The organism is Mycobacterium sp. PS03-16 (assembly GCF_004570325.1).
GTDB lineage: Bacteria > Actinomycetota > Actinomycetes > Mycobacteriales > Mycobacteriaceae > Mycobacterium.
In genome coordinates this window covers 1-17,432 of sequence record NZ_SPQO01000017.1, presented here as the reverse complement: position 1 = coordinate 17,432, position 17,432 = coordinate 1, and the positions used below count along the sequence as shown (strand labels likewise).

Here is a 17,432-nt window from a genome sequence, read left to right as displayed (position 1 = left end):
CCTCAATCCATCCAGGCCGGTGTGATCGGCAGGCCGTTGCGATGTCGGTACTCGGCGATCGCCTTGAGGTTCTTCAGTTCGAGCAGATGCCCGGCGCCGAACATGTCCCAGAAGTCGCCGACCCACACGGGCCGCTGCGGCGGCGCGGTCTCCGGGTAGGGGTTCTTGTCGTAGAACGGGTGGTGGCAATTGGTCCACAACACCACCGAGCCCGGCTTGTCGAGCACGACGCGGGCGTCGACGACGCGCATCAGGTAGATCATCCACAGATGCCTGCCCTGGTCCCACGCGCAGTGATAGTCGACCGTGCGGGCATCGCGATTGGACACGGTCCTGGTGTAGATCTCGGTCTCGGAGCCGAGCCGGTCCCAGGCCAGCCACAGTCCGTCCTCGTCGGTGGGCTCGAAACCGCGCAGGCTGTAGGTCCACTCCTCCAGGCTGCGGGTGTCGGCGAGGTAGTCGAACAACTCGTCCGGTGGACAGTCGACATAGCTGTTGACCGTGCAGAACTCGCCGAACACCTCGTCGTGCGGATACACCGACCGCATCATGTCCATGATGATCGGGGTGGCCCGCTCCCGCGGTGAGGTCTCGATCCGGATCACACCGTCGATCGGTTGCGCGGTGCCGGTGTGGGTGACGATATCGTCAAGCGCTGGCAGGGACATCGATCCGCTCCTCCTCGAGGGTCGTGGGCAGGCTGGGGGCCGCGGGTTGGCCCGCGGCCAAGAACGGTGCGAACGGCGGGATCTCGTCGGCGGAGCATTCGACCGCGACGACGGACGGACCGTTGGTGTGCAGCGTGGAGTCCAGCGCGGTGGCCAGGGTCCCGATGTCGGTGACGTCGACCGACGGCATGCCCGGGAACATGGCGGCCAGCCCTGCGCCGAGGCGCGCGGGATCGAATCTGTTGTAGCTGTAGAGGCCTCGGTAGTACAGCTGCTCGCGCGTGACACACATGGCGTGCGCGTTGTTGTTGAACAACACGAATGTCACCGGCAGCCGGTGCTGGATCGCGGTGTGCATTTCGAGGCCGTGCATGTAGAAGGCACCGTCACCGGCGATGATCACCGTGCGGCGGCCCCGCCCGAAGGCGACACCGATTCCCGCGCCGAAGCTGTAGCCCATGCCCCCCATGCCCAGAGCCACCAGAAATCGGCCCCGGCGCCGACACGGGAGGTGATGAATGGCAGCCGCACCGGTGTTCCCGGCGTCGACGACGATGTCGACGTCGTCGGGCAGCAGTCGGTCGAGCGCCTTCATCGCCGCGCGGTAGCGCACTCCAGACCCCTCGAACGCAGGCGGGGACAGCTCGGTGCGGGGAATCGCGGCGGGGACACGCAATCCGTGGGGCCGCCCGTGCCCGGTGAGCCCGCGGCTGAGCAGCGGGAGCGCGGCCTGCAGGTCGTCGCTGTGGATGTGCGTGCACGGGATGTACGGTGCAGCCGCCCCGATCGACAGCAGTCGCGGCCCGGCCAGCGCCCGGTCCAGTCCCGCGCGCGCGGTGACAGGCAGGCGGGTGCCGACCAGTAGGCAGACCGAGCTGCCGGCGATGATCTCCGCGGTCCCGGGATGACCCATCACGCCGGTCACCCCCAGGGCTGACGACGAACCCATGCCCGGGGTGCCTGCCGCGTCCTTGGCGTCGGGCACCACCGCGACACACGCCCGCAGGATCGCCCTGAGCTGCTCGAGTTCGGCACGGGCGTCGTCGCGGATGACCTGTTCGCCGGCGACGATCGTCACGGGGCCGTCGACCTTACGGAGAGCCCGCGCGATCGGGCGCGGGTCGCCGATCTGCCGCGGCCGGGGAGAACGGCCGTTCCGCCCGACCGCGGCGTGTTCGGCGCTGAGCTCTGCCTGCTGAATGTCCTTGGGCAACAGCAGGACCGCAGGCCCTCCGGAGAACGCGGCCCGCACCGCGCGCGGTAGGGCGGTGCGGATGTCGGCGGGTGTGGTGATCCGTTCGCAGAACACCGACACCGCCGAGAACAGGGCCACGGCGTCCAGTGAGCCGCTGCACCCGCTGGTGTCCTGGAAGCTCCCCCGCCCGTCCAGGGACAGCGGTGGTTGACCGACCAGCGCAAGCACCGGCACTCTGCTGGCCAGCGACTCACCCAGTCCGGGAATGAGATTGAGCGATCCGCCGCCGGAGGTAGCCATCACCACGCCCAGCCCGGCGCCGCTGCGGCTGTAGCCGTCCGCCATGGCCGCCGCGGAGAACTCGTGCTTGGCCAACACCGCGGTGATGTCGTCACGGAAGTGGGCGGCGTCGTAGACATCTTCGATGTTCGCGCCGTCCACCCCGAAAACATGACGAACCCCGCCTGAGGCCAGATAGTCGACGATGTGATCGACCACCCGGATGGGAGTAGCCATGGCCATCGTTCGGCCTCCCCTCGCGCACACCCCTCGTCGTCCGCACTCCGGCATCGACTGGCGAACTCGGAATGCGATTCCACCTCTCGAGTGAGATACGTTACGCTCGCCGATCTGGTTCACCAGAATTTTTTTCGTGATAGCGACGAGATGGTTTCTCGATCAACATCGACTTCGCCTCTCGGCTCGCCTGCGCACAGTTTTACCAGCCATTTCGTCACTGGTGGGCAAACATCAATGCTCTGATTTCGTTGTTGAGGAGATGGCCGGCACCGGGCACCGCGGTGCGCCTGCCACTCCGGGTGCCCCGTGAACCGCCGAGAACAGCAATGACTCGCCATACGCGCCGACCGCCCGGGCGCCATCCCAGCGGTGTCGATCGCGCCGACGACAACACCGCGTCTGGCACCTGCCAACAGCGGCGATCGGAAGCCGTCCCCGAGTCGGCGCGGATCGGCGCTTCTCGCACTGTGATCCATATCACAACATGGCTGCAAAGGTGATTCAGATAACGGAACCACACGTCGAGCCGGCCCACCGCGCGTAGCCTGAGCATCGGACTGCCGGTCGATACTCCGGCTCGCAAATTCAATATGTGGTCAGAAATCGGCGTTTTGGTATGTCGTTAAGACGCGAACAGGAAATGCGAGTGAAAATACATTCGACGGTCGATTTACCGAGCAGTCAATTACACACGCTCGAATGCGATGGGCCTAGGACCCAGCGCGACCGCAATCGCGCAAATTGGCCACCGGCCTCCTTCGGATTATTCGCCGCGTCCGACGCCTGCCCGGCTCGCAAGAGCACGGCGGGGACCACGCCGGGGAAGTGTTTGCCAAAGGAAGCGACAGAGCCATGCGCAAACCTTCCACCAGCGCAAAGGCATCGCGATGCCACTGTCGGCCCTGCCCTCACCCGTCAGCTGGGATGCACGCGGCCAGGGAATATCTACCACCCTCCGGGACACAATTGCGCAGTCATGACACCGCCGATGACGGTGCGCAGCAAAATCGTTCCGCCGGGACCACGCCGAGGTGAGGTGTCACCGTGGTGAAGGCCCCGACCCCCACCTTGCCTCTCGCCCTCCTGAGGGCCGCTAAAGCGGCAGCCGATCCCGTGGGCTTCTTCACGGACAGAGCCACCACCCAACGCGCGTTCGAACTGCACTTTCCGGGGCTCGGTCAGGTGGTGTTCCACGGCACCAGCGAGGCGGCGCGGGATGTCCTCACCGCACCTGCGGCTGGATGTCGAGCACCGTTGCCCAACCCGATCGAGCCGGTGGTCGGACCGGCTTCGCTGATCCTGCTGTCCGGCGATCAACACCGCCGCGAGCGGGTGCTGTTGACTCCGGCGCTGCACGGTGAACAGATCAAGAGGTATGCCGCTGTGATCGCGGAGGCGACGGCGCATCGGATCGGCCCGTTGCAGGTCGGCGACACCGTCGACGCCTACGAACTCGCCCTGGACATCACCCTGGACGTGGCGATCAGGGTGGTGTTCGGTGTCACCGATCCGCAGCGGCGGGCGCTCTATACCCGGGCGGTGACAGACCTCCTGGCGGCCAACACCGCACCGCTCATGTTGGTACCTGCGCTGCGCCACGCCGTCGCCGGACGCGGGCCGTGGGCGCGGCTGTTGCGCCTGCGCGACCACCTCGACCGCCTGCTGTCCGAGGACATGGCGTCGCGGCGGCCGCCGCACCCGGTGGGCGACGACATGCTCGATCTGCTGCTGTCCGCCAAGGACGAGTCCGGCCGAGGCCGCACCGACGCCGAGACGCTCGACCAGTTGCGGACACTCCTCGCCGCGGGGCACGAAACCACGGCGTCGACGCTGACGTGGGCGCTCTACCATGTGGCGCATGACCGGTCGGTGCGCGACCGGCTACTCGCCGAGCTCGCCGGTTGCTCGACGGCGACGGACATCGCCGCGCTCCCGTTCCTCGGGGCGGTGATCAAGGAGGTGCTCAGGATGCACCCGCCGGTGCCGATCGTGTTGCGGCGCCTGACCGCACCACTCTCGGTCGGCGGACGGATCCACCCCGCCGGGCAAGTGGTCGGCGTCGCGCTCTACGCCTTGCATTTCAATCCGCAGATCTGGGCAGAGCCGCACCGGTTCGATCCGGACCGGTTCCTTCGGTTCCGGCCGTCTCCGTTCGAGTACGCGCCGTTCGGCGGCGGCTACCGCAGGTGTATCGGCGCCTCGTTCGCCATCACGGAACTGGCCGTGGCGCTCGGCACCATCCTGACCGCACTCGACCTCCGTCCGTCCGGAGCGGCCGCCGGATCGTCGCCGCCGCGCAGCGTCGCCCGCGGCATCGCGGTGGCGCCTGCCGGCACGGTCATGCTGCAGGTGACGCAGCGGCCGGAGCGACTGTCGCCTCGATGAGCGACAGGTGGGTCACCGTGGGCACGATGCGTCTCAGTTGAAAGCCGTTGTCGCGCAGCAGTGCCGAGAACTCGACGCGGGTCCGTTCCCGTCCACCGGCGAAGACCAGCATGTCCAGATCGAGCAGCTTGCCGAAATGCAGCCCGTTCCCGCGCGGGATGACCGCTTCGATCAGCAGCAGTGTCGCGGCCGGGGACATGGCCTCGCGGACCCGCCTCAGGATGTCCGCCGCTCGCTCATCCGACCAGTCGTGGAGGACGTGTTTGAGAACGTAGAGGTCGCCACCGCCGGGCACGCTGTCGAAGAACGATCCGGGCGCAACGGTCGCGCGGCCCTCCATGCCGGCGGCACGGAACGTCTCGCGCGCCTGCCCTTCCAGCGCGGGCAGTTCGACGAGCACTCCGCGGGCTGCGTTGGCGGCGCCCAGGATCGCGGTGAGCATCTCCCCGTAACCCCCGCCCACGTCGACGATCGTCCCGAACCGCGAGAAGTCGTAGGCGGCGAGCACCGGCGGAATCGACATCGCGGTCACGCATGACATCGCGTCGTTGAACACGCGCGCGAGGTCGGGTGCCTCCTGCAGGCACTCGAACAGTCCCTTGCCGTATTCGGCGTCCAGGCTGGTCTCGCCCGTCCGGACCACGTCGGTCAACCTGCCGAAGTGCTCCCAGTAGAACGGATGGCTGAGCATCAACAGGAGTGGGCGGATCGACACGGTGGCGTCGGCACGCAGGGCCTGGGACAGAGCGGTCATCTCGAACCGGCCGTCCCGCCGTTCGTGGAAGATCTGCTGAGCCGCCAGCACCCTCAGCACGCGGTGCAGCGACGCGCGATCCGCCTCGACCCGGTACGCGATGTCCGCGACCGTCATCGGTCCCTCGGCGAGCACGTCGGCGATCCCGAGGCGCGCGGCCGCGTAGATGCACTGGGCGACGGCGAAGCCCATGGTCAGGTCCAGTACTCCGGCGAACGGCGGGACGGCCCGGGTGTACGCACGGTGCAGGACCGTCCGCGCCCTCTCCACGACGCGGACCACTCGTGGAGGTGGCAGCCGCGGCGGTTTCCCGATGTGTCCGGCGCGCTCAGACATCGACCGAAGACTATCCCCGGGCCCCCCGATTGTCCATACTACGAAACCTGGTCGTCGGCGAATCTCGTTGCTGCGTCAAGCAATTCGTGCAGCGCTACCGCGCGCGCGGGTGCGCGCCCGCCCAGACCTCGCGCAGCGCGTGCACGGTCACCATGGTGTAGATCTGGGTGGTCGTCACCGACGCATGGCCGAGCAGCTCCTGCACGACCCGCACATCCGCGCCGCCGTCGAGCAGGTGGGTGGCGAACGAGTGCCGCAGCGTGTGCGGCGACACCGCGGCGGTGATTCCGGCGCGCTCGGCGGCGTCCTGCAGCACCTGCCAGGCGCTCTGCCGTGACAACCGGCCACCGCGGGCGTTGAGGAAGATCGCCGGCGTCCCTCGTCCGCGCCGGGCGAGGTCCGGCCGGCCGCGCACCAGATAGGCGTCGAGCGCGGCGACGGCGGGCCGGCCGACCGGCACCAGACGCTGCTTGCCGCCCTTACCGCGGAGCAGCACCGAGCGGGCGTCGGTGTCGATGTCGTCGACGTCCAGGCCGACCGCCTCGGAGATGCGCGCGCCGGTCGAGTACAGCAGCTCGAGCAGGGCGCGGTTGCGCAGCGTCAGCGGGCCGTCCGCGTCGCTGTCGCCCCCTGCCCCTTCCAGAAGTGCCAGCACCTCGTCGATCGAGAGGCTCTTGGGCAGCCGCCGGCCCGGCGTGGGCGGTTTGACCGCGCGGGCGACGTCGATGTCGGTCAGCCCCTCGGCGGTTGCGAAGCGGTGCAGGCCCCGCACCGCGATCAGGGCCCGCGCGGCCGACACCGCGGACAGCGCCTGCGCCCCGGTGTCCGGATCCCCGCGGCGCAACGCGACGAGGAACTCGCTGACGTCCGTTTCGGTGACCCGGGCCAGATCGTCGATACCGCGTCCGGTCAGGTGCTCGGCGTATCGGCGCAGATCGCGACGGTAGGAGCTCAGCGTGTTGGCGGCCACGCCGCGTTCGATGGTCAGATGGTCGAGGTACCCCTGCAGCTGGTCGTCGAGGACCGAACGCCCAACCGCCGAGGTGGTCATCAGTGCCCTTTCCGGCGCGCGAATGCACTCGGGCGGTCGGTCCAGACCGCGTCGACCGGCCGGAGCGCGTTGCCGTCGCCCACCGTGTTGGCGGCCAGGATCCCGGCCACCGCAATCGAATTGACGATCTCTCCGGACAGCACCATACGCACCGCCTCGGGCAGCGGCACGCGCTTGACGATCAGGTCGGCCTCTTCGTCGTGTGCCTCGGGCCGGCCGACCTCACGGATGCCGGTGGCGAGGAACACTCGCACGCTCTCGTCGCTGAAGCCGGGCGCGGAATCGAGGTCGACCAGTACCCGCCACTGCTCGGCCGCCAGGCCGGCCTCCTCCTCGAGCTCTCGGGCGGCGGTGCGGTGCGGCGGTTCACCGCCCATGTCGAGCAGCCCGGCGGGTAACTCCCACAGCCGGCGACCGAGCGGGTGGCGGTACTGGTAGACCATCGCGACGTTGCGGTCGTCATCGAGCGCGACGACGGCGACAGCTCCGTAGTGCTCGACGACCTCGCGACGGGCGGTGTTCCCACCCGGCATCCGCACCTCGTCCGCGCGCAGCGCGAAGATGTTACCGATGTAGAGGGTCTGGCTGTCGACGGTCTCGAAATCGTGTTCAGCCACGGGACGCGGGTTCTTGCAGCAGCTGCCCGGCCAGCCCGGCGTCCTCCGTGTGCCCGGCGCCGTTGGAGCGATGCTCGGGGATCTCCACCGGTAGCCGCTCGCCGGCCTTGTACTCCAGCGCGGCGCCGATGAAGGCGGCGAACAACGGATGGGGCCGGGTCGGCCGGCTCTTCAGCTCCGGGTGGGCCTGGGTGCCGACCAGGAACGGGTGCACCTCGCGGTCATACTCGACGAATTCCACGAGATGGCCGTCGGGCGAGGTGCCGGAGAAGCGCAGACCGCTCTCGGCGATACGGTCCCGGTAGCCGTTGTTGACCTCGTAGCGGTGCCGGTGCCGTTCGGACACCTCGGTGGAGTCGTACGCCCGCGCCACGATCGAGCCCTCCTCCAGGACAGCCGGATAGGCGCCCAACCGCATCGTGCCGCCGAGGTCGGCCTCCCCCGCCACCGCATCGCGTTGATCGGCCATCGTCGAGATCACCGGATCGGGTGTGCCGGGGTCGAACTCCGCGGAGTTGGCCCCGGTGATCCCCACCGACCTGGCGGCCTCGATCACGATGCACTGCAGGCCCAGGCACAACCCGAGCACGGGCAGGCCCCGCTTGCGGGCGTACGCGATGGCGCCGATCTTGCCTTCGATGCCGCGGATGCCGAAGCCGCCCGGAATCAGGATCCCGTCGACGTCGGCCAGCGCCGAGGCGGCGGCGGTGTCGAGTTCGCAGTCGTCGGACGCCACCCAGCGCATCTCGACCTTGGCATGGTGGGCGAACCCGCCGGCACGCAACGCCTCGGCCACCGACAGGTAGGCGTCGGACAGGTCGATGTACTTGCCCACCAACGCGATCCGCACCGTCTCGTGCGGTTCGTGTACCCGCTTGAGCAAGTCGTTCCACTGCGTCCAGTCGACGTCGCGGAACGGCAGGCTCAGGCGGCGCACCACGTACGCGTCGAGTTCCTCGCGGTGCAGCACCTTGGGGATGTCGTAGATCGAGGGCGCGTCCGGGGTGGAGATCACGCCGTCGATGTCGACGTCGCACATCAACGCGATCTTGTTCTTCAGCGGCTCGGGCACATCCCGGTCGCAGCGCAGGATCAGCGCGTCGGGCGTGATGCCGATGCTGCGCAGCGCGGCCACCGAGTGCTGCGTCGGTTTGGTCTTGAGCTCACCGGACGGCGCCATGTACGGCACGAGCGAGCAGTGCAGGAAGAAGCAGTTGTCCCGGCCCACCTCGTGGCGGACCTGGCGGGCGGCCTCCAGGAACGGCAGGGATTCGATGTCGCCGACGGTGCCGCCGACCTCGGTGATCACCACGTCGGGCCGGTTGCCCTGCGGATCGGCCTCGGCCATTTCGAGGATGCGGCTCTTGATCTCGTCGGTGATGTGCGGGATCACCTGCACGGTGTCGCCCAGGTACTCGCCGCGGCGTTCCTTGGCGATCACCGACGAGTAGATCTGGCCGGTGGTGACGTTGGCCGACCCGGACAGGTTGCGGTCGAGGAACCGCTCGTAGTGGCCGACGTCGAGATCGGTCTCCGCACCGTCCTCGGTGACGAACACCTCACCGTGCTGGAACGGGTTCATGGTGCCGGGGTCGACGTTGAGGTACGGGTCGAGCTTCTGCATGGTGACCTGCAGGCCCCGCGCGGTGAGCAGCTGTCCGAGGCTGGAGGCGGTGAGGCCCTTACCCAGCGAGGAGACGACGCCACCGGTCACGAAGATGTGCTTGGTGGCCGTTTGCGGATGCTTGCGTAGCGCGGGCAAGAACAACCTCCGTGACGACGGGCAGGGCTTACTTTTCTAGGCTTTGTCCTAGCTTTGGGGCCTGCCGACCCACGGAACCCCACCTTAACACCGACGCCGACATGCCGTCGTTGGCGCGCCGGTCGGTGCTACTGGGCGATGGTCACCGCCCCGGCGCCCTGCCCCGTTCCGTACTGCCCCGGCCGTGCGCCGCCCAGCAGATCGGCCAGCGCGAGCACGGTGGTGATGCGGCCCGATTCGGTGTCGGCGTCGTCGACGGTGCTGACGGCGCCGGACAGCGCCGGGTCGGAGCGGGTCACCGCGACGGCGCCGGTGCCTGAGGCCGATCCGTCGCGGCCGACCAGTACGGTGCCCGACCCGTGCTCGGCAAGACCCGCCGCGAACCGCGCGACGGTGGCGCCGCGCACGCCCGCGTCGTCGCCGAGCGGACCGCCGGTGACGACCAGCGCGGTGTCGGCCGCACCCACCGGCTCGGGGCCGTAGGTCAGGAACCCGGTGTCGCGTAGCGCGGCCAGCACGGTCTCGCGGTCGGCGCCGCCGACCTTCGGGGCGGCGGGGTCGCGGTTGTTCAGCAGCGCGATACCGAGCAGGTCCCCGGCCTGAGAGCCCTGGTCGACCGAGGTGGTGGCCAGCTGCTGGCCGGCGGGCAGGATCGGCGAGTTGACGACCGACAGCAGCTTCTCTGCGGAATTGGCCTCCACGAACTCCGGGGTCAGCGCCACCGTGCCGCTGACCGTGCCGCCGGCCTGACCGACCATCCGGGTCAGCCCGTCGACGTCGTCGTCTTCGGCGTCCGGGGTGCGGAAGATCACCACCGACTTGCCACCCAGTGCGTCGCGGACCACGCGCGGGGCCATCTGCGCGTTGAAGTCCTGGGCCGCGCTGAGCTTCTCGTTCAGCGCGTTCCTCTCTTCGGTGAGCACGCCGATCTGGTTCTGCAGTTCGGTCTTGTCGTCCTGCAGGCCCGACAGCACCGTGTTCGACAGCAGGCCGGAGCCCAGTGCGACGCCGATCGCCAGCGCCAGGAACACTGCCGCCAGCGAGATCGCGTGTGTGCGAAGCGAAATCACGATCAGTTCCTAACTGACCAAGCCCTGCGCCCACAGCAGGAACTGGTTCCAGTACTGCTGGACCCACTCGATCACCGCGGCGTCGGCCCGCGACACCCACAGCGCGGCGATCACCGCGATGAGCATCGCCAGGATCAGCAGGGCGATCGCGCCGCCGGACACCCGGCTGCGGTACAGCGTCGCGACGGCCTTGGCGTCGACCAGTTTCTCGCCGACCTTGAGCCGGGTGAGGAACGTCGACGGATTGCTGCGCTGACGGCTGCGGTCGAAGAACTCCTCGATGCTGGCGGTGTGGCCGACGGTCACGATCAGCGACGCGCCATGGTGATCGCACAGCAGCAGCGCCAGGTCGGCGGCCGAACCGGCGGCGGGGAACGTCATGGCGCCGACCCCGAGGTCCTGGATCCGCTCGAGTCCGGCGGCGTGGCCGTCGGCGTCGGCGGGCAGCACCACCTGGGCACCGCTGCGCAGCGCCTCGGCGCTGATGCGGTCCGGGTCGCCGACGATCAGTGCCGGACGGTACCCCGCCTTGCGCAGGATGTCCGCGCCGGTGCCGACCCCGACCAGCACCGGCTGGTACTCCTTGATGAACGGTTTGAGCGCCTTGAGGTCGTCGGCGGCGCTCGGTTCCTCCGCGACGATCACCACGTGCCTGCGGTTGAGATCGACGTCGATGTCGGGGATGCCGATACCGTCGATGAGCAGCGGGCTCTCGCTGCGGATGAACTCGATGGTGTTGCCCGCGAACGCTTCGAGATGTGCCACCAAGCCGCTCTTGGCCTCGTGCATCAGCTCGTGGATCTCGTGGTCGGTGCGCTCGGTACCCGCGATCAGGCGCCGGTCCCCAGAGTAGACGCCGCCGTTGTGCAGCCGCACCCGGTGCCCGTCCTTGATCTTCTTGAACGCCTCGGGCCCGGTCTCGTCGATCAGCGCGATGCCGTTGGCGACCAGCACCTCCGGCCCCAGATTCGGGTAGCGCCCGGAGATCGAGGGCGAGGCGTTGACCACACCGGCGACGCGCGCCTCGACCAGCGCGTCGGCGGTGATGCGGTCGAGGTCGAGGGCGTCGATGACGACGATGTCACCGGGCCCGATCCGGCGCAGCAGGCGGTCGATGTCGCGGTCCACGCGGGCAGTGCCGGTGATTCCCGGCCGTGAACTGGCATTACGGGTGAGCAGCGCTGACATCTTCATGCCGCCATATTGTCGGCCAACCCTCAAGTAGAGGTGGAGGCGCGCCGTAACAATGGCCTCACAAGTTCGCTTCTGTCACATCAGTAACAGCGTCAGCCGGGCGCCGTCCGATCGGCCGCCGCGGCGTCGAGGAGTTCGCGCGCGTGCGCACGTCCGCTGTCGGACTCCCCGAGTCCGGCCAGCATCCGCGCCAGTTCGGCTACGCGTTCGTCGTCGTCGAGGCGGCGCACGGTGCTCGCCTTGCTCCGGGTCTGCCCGCCGCTGTCGACCACGAGGTGAACGTCGGCGTAGGCGGCGACCTGCGGCAGATGGGTCACCACGATCACCTGATGGGTGCGCGCCAGCCGCGCCAGCCGTCGGCCGATCTGCACCGCGGCGCGTCCACCCACACCGGCGTCGACCTCGTCGAACACCATCGTGGTGCCCTCCGCCGAGGCGGCGAGCACCACCTCGATGGCCAGCATCACCCGGGACAGCTCACCGCCCGAGGCGCTCTTCGACAACGGCAGCACGTCGGTGCCGCGGTGGGCGGCGAATCCGAAGTCGACGGCATCGACACCGTCGTGGCCGGCGTGCACGACCGTGCCGTCGGCCAGGGTGAGCGGCGCGGAGTCGTCGGCGCGGACCGCCATCGGCGCGATGCCGACCGTGAACTCGGCGCCGGCCATCGCCAGCCCGGAGAGCTCCGCGGTCACCGCCTTGGCCAGCCCCTTGGCCGCTTTGGCCCTGGCCTTGGTCAGCTCGGCCGCCGCGGCCACCACGTGGGCCTGCAGCTCGGCCACCCGGCGTTCCAGCCCGGCCAGCGCCTCTTCGGAGACGTCGAGTTGTTCGAGCCGTTCCCGGGACTGCCGGGCCCAGTCCAGGACACCGTCGACGTCCGCGGCGTACTTGCGGGTCAGCGTGCGCAGCTCGGCCTGACGGGCCAGCTTGGTCTCCAGCGTGCTCGCGTCGGTGGGCAGCGCTCCCAGGTAGTCGCCCAGTTCCCCGGCGACGTCGCCGATCACCGCCAGCGCCTCGGCGAGCTGGGCGGCCAGGCTGCGCAGGGTCGTGTCGTCGGTGCTCTCGAGCGCCGACTTCGCATGCGCCACGGCGTCGGCCGCCGACACCGATTCGGCGGCCAGGTCCTCGTCCTCCCCGCTCAGCGCCGACCGGGCGCTTTGCGCGGACTCGCGCAGCGCGTCGAGTTCGGACAGCCGGCGGATGTCGTCGACCAGCGCGTCGTCCTCGCCCGGCACCGGATCGACGGCCTCGATCTCGGTGAGCGCGAACTTCAGCCGGTCGGCCTCCTGGGCCAGCTCCCGTTCGCGTTGCCGGCGGTCGGCCAGGTCGCGGCGCGCCGTGAGCCACTGGTCACGAGCGGCGCGATACCGGGCCATCGGCTTGTCCACCCCGGCGAACCGGTCGAGCGCGGCGCGCTGCTCGTCCGGGCGCATCAGCCGCAACTGGTCGTTCTGGCCGTGCAGGGTCAGCAGCTCGTTGGTGAAGGTGCTCAGTGATTTCGCCGGCACGCTGCGTCCACCCAGATACGCCCGCGACGGGCCGTCCCGGCTGACCGAGCGGGCGGCGATGATGCTGCCGTCGTCGTCGCGGTCGGCGCCGGAGGTCTCGAGGAGGTCGTCGACGCGCCCGGCCACGCCATCGCCGAGATCGGTGGTCAGAAATCGGCCTTCGACGACCGCACGCTCGGCACCCGAGCGCACCCGGGTGGCGTCGGCGCGCGCGCCGCCGAGCAGGTGCAGCCCGGTGACGACCATGGTCTTACCGGTGCCGGTCTCGCCGGTGAGCACGGTCAGGCCGCGGTCGAACTCGGCGGTGGCGCTGCTGATGGCACCCAGCGAGGCAATGCGGATCTCCGACAGCACGAGCGGTTACTGCCCCCGCCATCCGGTGACCGGGAGCCGGAACTTGCGCACCAGCCGGTCGGTGAACGGCGCGCTGTCCAGCCGCACCCACTTCAGCGGCGTTCCGCAGCGGGTCACCTCGAGCCGGCCGCCGGCGGGCACCACCATCTCGCGACGCCCGTCGCAGAACACCAGCGCATCGTGACCCCGCCCCTCGATCTCGATCGCGATCGCGGCGTCCGGGCTGGTGACCATCGGCCGGGCGAACAGGGCGTGGGCGTTGTTCGGCACCACCAGGATCGCTTCGAGGTCCGGCCACAGCACCGGCCCGCCCGCGGAGAACGCGTAGGCCGTCGACCCGGTCGGTGTGGACACCAGCACCCCGTCGCAGCCGAACGCCGAGACGGGTCGGCCGTCGACCTCGACGACCACGCCGAGCACCCCGAGTCGCGGCCCCTTCTCCAGGCTGGCCTCGTTCAGCGCCCAGCCGCGGGTGAGGATGCGGCCCTCCGCGCGGACCACGACGTCGAGGGTCATGCGCTCCTCGACGCGGTAGTCGCGGTTGAGGACGTGTTCGAGCACGCTGTCGATGGCTTCGGCCTCGGCTTCGGCGAGGAAGCCGATGCGGCCGAGATTGACGCCGAGCACGGGGATCTCGACGTTGCGGGCCAGTTCGGCGGCGCGCAGGAACGTGCCGTCGCCGCCGAGCACCAGCACCAGCTCGCAGCCCTCGGCGGCGCGTTCGTCGGCGTCGACCACCTCGATGTCGACGCCGATCGCGCGCATGTCGTCCGGGGACAGGTGCACCGGGCCACGGTCGACGGCCTCGGCGGCCAGCACGCGCAGCCCGACCTTGCGCTCCCCGCACATCTTCTGCACCCTGCGGGCGACATCGGTGGCGTCGTCCCGGCCCGTGTGGACCACAAGCAGGATGGTGCGCTCAGACGTCATTGCGGTCCTTCCGTCACGGCGCGGTGCACCGCGTGCTCGAGGTCGTCACCGCGGAGGCCGGCATCGGTGCGGGCCCGCAGCCACAAGAAGTACTCCACATTGCCCGATGGCCCCGGCAGCGGGCTGGCCGTCACCCCGACCGTCTGCCAGCCCATGCCGGCCGCCCGGCCGGCCACGCTGTGCACCGCGTCGGCGCGCAGCGCCGGGTCCGACACCACCCCGCCCGCGCCGACGCGCTCGCGGCCGACCTCGAACTGCGGCTTCACCATGGGAACGATATCCGCGTCCGGTGACGCGCATGCGATCAGCGCGGGCAGCACGGTGGCCAGCGAGATGAAGGACAGGTCGGCCACGATCAACTCGACCGGACCGCCGATCGCCTCCGCGGTGAGGTCGCGCACGTTGGTGCGTTCGATCACCACCACCCGCGCATCGGAGCGCAGCGACCAGGCCAACTGGCCGTAGCCGACGTCGACGGCCACCACCTCGCGCGCGCCACGGTCGAGCAGCACCTCGGTGAATCCGCCGGTCGATGCGCCGGCGTCCAGACAGCGGCGTCCGTCGACGTCCACCCCGAATGCGTCCAGCGCCCCGAGGAGTTTGTGCGCCCCGCGCGACACCCAGGTGCGTTCGTCGGCCGCCTGGACCACGATGTGGGCGGTGACCGCCACGGCGGTCGCGGGTTTGGCCGCGGGCATCCCGTCCACGCTCACGCGTCCCGCCCCGATGAGCTCGGCGGCCTGCTGCCTCGAGCGCGCGAGTCCGCGCCGTACCAGTTCGGCGTCGACGCGTGCCCGCCGCGTCACCGCCGTCAGCCCTTCTCGACCGCTGCCAGTGCCCGCACCAGCAGATCGTGGGCTTCCTCCAACCGCGCGGCGATCATGTCGATGTCGCCGGCCGCCAACTCATCGCCGCTGTCCGGGGCGGGAAGATCGGCGAGCAGCGCCGCTACCTCGTCACGGAGTTGCTCGGGCTGGATGCTCATCGGGCTTCACGCTAGTCGATCGGCGCGGTGAGCAGCGACCAGCGCCGCAGTGCGGCGGCGGCGGTGTCGTCACCCGCGCGGACTGCGAAACCGCGGCCCACTCCCGCCTGCCAGACCGCGTGGGCGGTCGCGCGCAGCACCGACAGCTCGTCGCCGTCCGCGCCGGTGGCCGAGACGGTGACCTCCCCGTCGCACACCTCGACGTCCCACGCCGCGTGGGGCCCGACGCGCAACTGTTCCGCGGGCGCGTCGAGGGCCCGTAGATCCGCCCCGATGTAGTCGGGCCGTTCCTCGGGGACCGCGCGCAGCGTGTCGTCGGCGGTGCTGACGCCGGTGAGGACGAGCAGGCTCGGCAGCGCCGCGGCGGTGGCCCCCGCGATGTCGGTGTCGAGCCGGTCGCCGACGACCAGCGGGGTGCGGAAGTCGCCGCGACTCAGGGCATTCGACATCAGTGTGGGTTGCGGCTTACCGGCCACCTGTGGCTCACGGGCGGTGGCCGCCCGCAGCGCCGCGACCATCGATCCGTTCCCCGGCAGCAGTCCCCGCTCCGAGGGCAGCGTCAGGTCGACGTTGGCCGCGACCCACAGCGCGCCGGCCCGTAGCGCGAGCGCCGCCTCCGCGAGGTCGGGCCACGCGGTCTGGGGGTTGTGGCCCTGCACCACGGCGACGGGGTCGTCGGAGAAGAGGCGGACGGGCCGCAGGCCGACCAGCCCCACCTCGTCGGCCAGCGCGTCGGTGCCGACGACGAGCACCCGGGCGCCGGGGTCGAGTTGATCGGCCAACAAGCCGGCCGCGCTCTGGGCGCTGGTGACCACATCGGCGGGACCGGCGCGGAAACCGAGTTGCTCGAGGTGTCCGGCGACGTCGGCCGGGCTGCGCGACGCGTTGTTGGTGACGTAGAGGACCCGCGCGCCGATGGCCCCGAGGGTGTCGACCGCCCCGACGGTCGGTTCATGACCGCGGAAGACCGTGCCATCGAGGTCGAGCAGCAAGCAGTCGTGTTGGGCGCCAAGGGTCGTCACGTCAGCTGAGTTCCGTCACACGGTCCTCGGCGTCGGTGACGCCTTCGAGGTCGGCGGCCGCGGCGCGCAGGAACCACTGCAGCGCGTCGTCCCTGCGGTCGAGGGCGAGCAGGGTCTCGGCGTAGGCGTAGAACAGCCGGGCCGCCGTCGGGCCGCGCCGCGTGGGATCCAGCGGCGGCGAGGCCAGGATGGCGAGCGCTTGTTCGAGCTGGCCGAGATCGGCGCGGGCTCCGGCCACCACCATCTTCAACTCGTCGGCGTCGTCACCGGTCAGCTGCTCGGCCTCGGGGCTGCGGGCGAGTTCGATCGCGCGCTCGGGCCGTCCGACTCCGCGTTCGCAGTCGGCGATCAGCGCCAGCAGCGGCGACTTGCTGCCCATCCGCCGCGCGGCCCGCAGTTCGGCCAGTGCCTGCGCCCAGTCCCCGCAGTAGTAGGCGGCGATCCCGACCGCCTCTCGCACCGCGGCGATGCGTCCGGAGCGGGCTCGCGCGGCCCGCGCATGGGCGAGCGCTGCCTGCGGATCCTCCTCGAGGAGTTCCCCCGCGGCCACGAGATGCCTGGCCACCGCGTCAGCGGTGAACCGGTCCAGCGTGGTCAATTCGCCGCGGATCTCCGGGGCCAGCTGCTTGGCCTCGATCTCGGGCGGGATCGGCGGGGCGTCGGACCTGGCGTCGTCGTTGCCGGTCCGGGGCTGCGCCGGCCTGGCGCGACCGGGGCCGGAAGTCCGGCCGGCGCCGCGCTGGCCGCTGGAACGCCGCGGTCCGCCCGGGTTCGACGTCCGCCGCGGGCGACGCTCGTCGCGCCCGCCCTGCTTGTCCTCGCCCACGTCTGCCTTCCGCCGTTGCTCTCGACGCGAGTTTACGTGCCGGCCGGAATGACCGACAATTCGCGTCAGGTATTCGAATTCCGATGCGAAATGGAAATCGCCCCCCACGAATACGTGGGGGGCGATTTCTAATGTGTGTTCGGCGGTGTCCTACTTTTCCACCCGTGTGGGTAGTATCATCGGCGCTGGCAGGCTTAGCTTCCGGGTTCGGGATGGGACCGGGCGTTTCCCTGCCGCTATGGACCGCCGTAACTTT

Annotated in this window: 15 protein-coding genes and 1 rRNA gene; 1 reads left to right on the top strand and 15 read right to left on the bottom strand. The window is 70.0% G+C overall.

What is annotated here, in order from left to right:
- Window positions 1–2: 2 nt before the first annotated feature.
- Window positions 3–668 (bottom strand): SRPBCC family protein, encoded by a 666-nt coding sequence (locus E4P42_RS15535; RefSeq protein ID WP_135126975.1) that lies wholly within the window; start codon window positions 666–668, stop codon window positions 3–5.
- The gene (locus E4P42_RS15530; protein ID WP_135126974.1) at window positions 649–2,379 is read right to left on the bottom strand and encodes a thiamine pyrophosphate-binding protein; all 1,731 of its coding nucleotides are present in this window, start codon (window positions 2,377–2,379) and stop codon (window positions 649–651) included. Before E4P42_RS15530 ends, E4P42_RS15535 begins: the two co-directional genes overlap by 20 nt.
- 1,116 nt (window positions 2,380–3,495) lie before the next feature.
- Here E4P42_RS15530 and E4P42_RS15525 point away from each other — a divergent pair.
- Window positions 3,496–4,767: a cytochrome P450 gene (locus E4P42_RS15525; protein ID WP_245234043.1), complete on the top strand. Its 1,272-nt coding sequence runs from the start codon at window positions 3,496–3,498 to the stop codon at window positions 4,765–4,767.
- Here E4P42_RS15525 and E4P42_RS15520 read toward each other — a convergent pair.
- The 13 genes from E4P42_RS15520 to rrf all read right to left on the bottom strand — a co-directional run bounded on the left by E4P42_RS15520 (window position 4,721) and on the right by rrf (window position 17,427).
- A complete protein-coding gene (locus tag E4P42_RS15520) occupies window positions 4,721–5,857 on the bottom strand; it encodes a methyltransferase (protein ID WP_135126973.1) in 1,137 nt (378 codons plus the stop codon). The two genes, E4P42_RS15525 and E4P42_RS15520, sit on opposite strands and share 47 nt — an antisense overlap.
- Before the next feature lie 94 nt (window positions 5,858–5,951).
- Window positions 5,952–6,908, bottom strand: a complete 957-nt coding sequence (gene xerD / locus E4P42_RS15515; protein ID WP_135126972.1) for a site-specific tyrosine recombinase XerD — start codon at window positions 6,906–6,908, stop codon at window positions 5,952–5,954.
- On the bottom strand, window positions 6,908–7,525 hold the full coding sequence (locus E4P42_RS15510; protein WP_135126971.1) for an NUDIX hydrolase: 618 nt from the start codon (window positions 7,523–7,525) through the stop codon (window positions 6,908–6,910). The genes xerD and E4P42_RS15510 overlap by 1 nt, the downstream gene beginning before the upstream one ends.
- On the bottom strand, window positions 7,518–9,287 hold the full coding sequence (locus E4P42_RS15505) for a CTP synthase (RefSeq protein WP_135126970.1): 1,770 nt from the start codon (window positions 9,285–9,287) through the stop codon (window positions 7,518–7,520). The genes E4P42_RS15510 and E4P42_RS15505 overlap by 8 nt, the downstream gene beginning before the upstream one ends.
- 128 nt (window positions 9,288–9,415) lie before the next feature.
- Complete coding sequence (locus E4P42_RS15500; protein WP_135126969.1) at window positions 9,416–10,357, bottom strand: copper transporter; 942 nt, start codon at window positions 10,355–10,357, stop codon at window positions 9,416–9,418.
- A gap of 9 nt (window positions 10,358–10,366) precedes the next feature.
- Window positions 10,367–11,551 carry a putative cytokinetic ring protein SteA gene (gene steA, locus E4P42_RS15495; RefSeq protein ID WP_135126968.1) on the bottom strand — a complete coding sequence of 395 codons (1,185 nt, stop codon included), beginning with the start codon at window positions 11,549–11,551 and terminating at the stop codon, window positions 10,367–10,369.
- Window positions 11,552–11,643: 92 nt separating this feature from the next.
- Window positions 11,644–13,413, bottom strand: a complete 1,770-nt coding sequence (gene recN / locus E4P42_RS15490) for a DNA repair protein RecN (protein WP_135126967.1) — start codon at window positions 13,411–13,413, stop codon at window positions 11,644–11,646.
- 6 nt (window positions 13,414–13,419) lie between these two features.
- The gene (locus E4P42_RS15485; RefSeq protein WP_135126966.1) at window positions 13,420–14,343 is read right to left on the bottom strand and encodes an NAD kinase; all 924 of its coding nucleotides are present in this window, start codon (window positions 14,341–14,343) and stop codon (window positions 13,420–13,422) included.
- Window positions 14,340–15,149, bottom strand: a complete 810-nt coding sequence (locus E4P42_RS15480) for a TlyA family RNA methyltransferase (protein WP_135126965.1) — start codon at window positions 15,147–15,149, stop codon at window positions 14,340–14,342. Before E4P42_RS15480 ends, E4P42_RS15485 begins: the two co-directional genes overlap by 4 nt.
- A 5-nt stretch (window positions 15,150–15,154) precedes the next feature.
- Entirely contained in the window at window positions 15,155–15,328 is a 174-nt protein-coding gene (locus E4P42_RS27005; protein ID WP_167759500.1) for a hypothetical protein, read from the bottom strand.
- Between the two features lie 11 nt (window positions 15,329–15,339).
- Window positions 15,340–16,350 (bottom strand): HAD-IIA family hydrolase, encoded by a 1,011-nt coding sequence (locus E4P42_RS15475; RefSeq protein WP_135126964.1) that lies wholly within the window; start codon window positions 16,348–16,350, stop codon window positions 15,340–15,342.
- A 1-nt stretch (window position 16,351) separates the two neighbouring features.
- The gene (locus tag E4P42_RS15470; protein ID WP_135126963.1) at window positions 16,352–17,176 is read right to left on the bottom strand and encodes a tetratricopeptide repeat protein; all 825 of its coding nucleotides are present in this window, start codon (window positions 17,174–17,176) and stop codon (window positions 16,352–16,354) included.
- 137 nt (window positions 17,177–17,313) lie between these two features.
- Window positions 17,314–17,427, bottom strand: a 5S ribosomal RNA gene (gene rrf, locus E4P42_RS15465).
- Window positions 17,428–17,432: the final 5 nt, after the last annotated feature.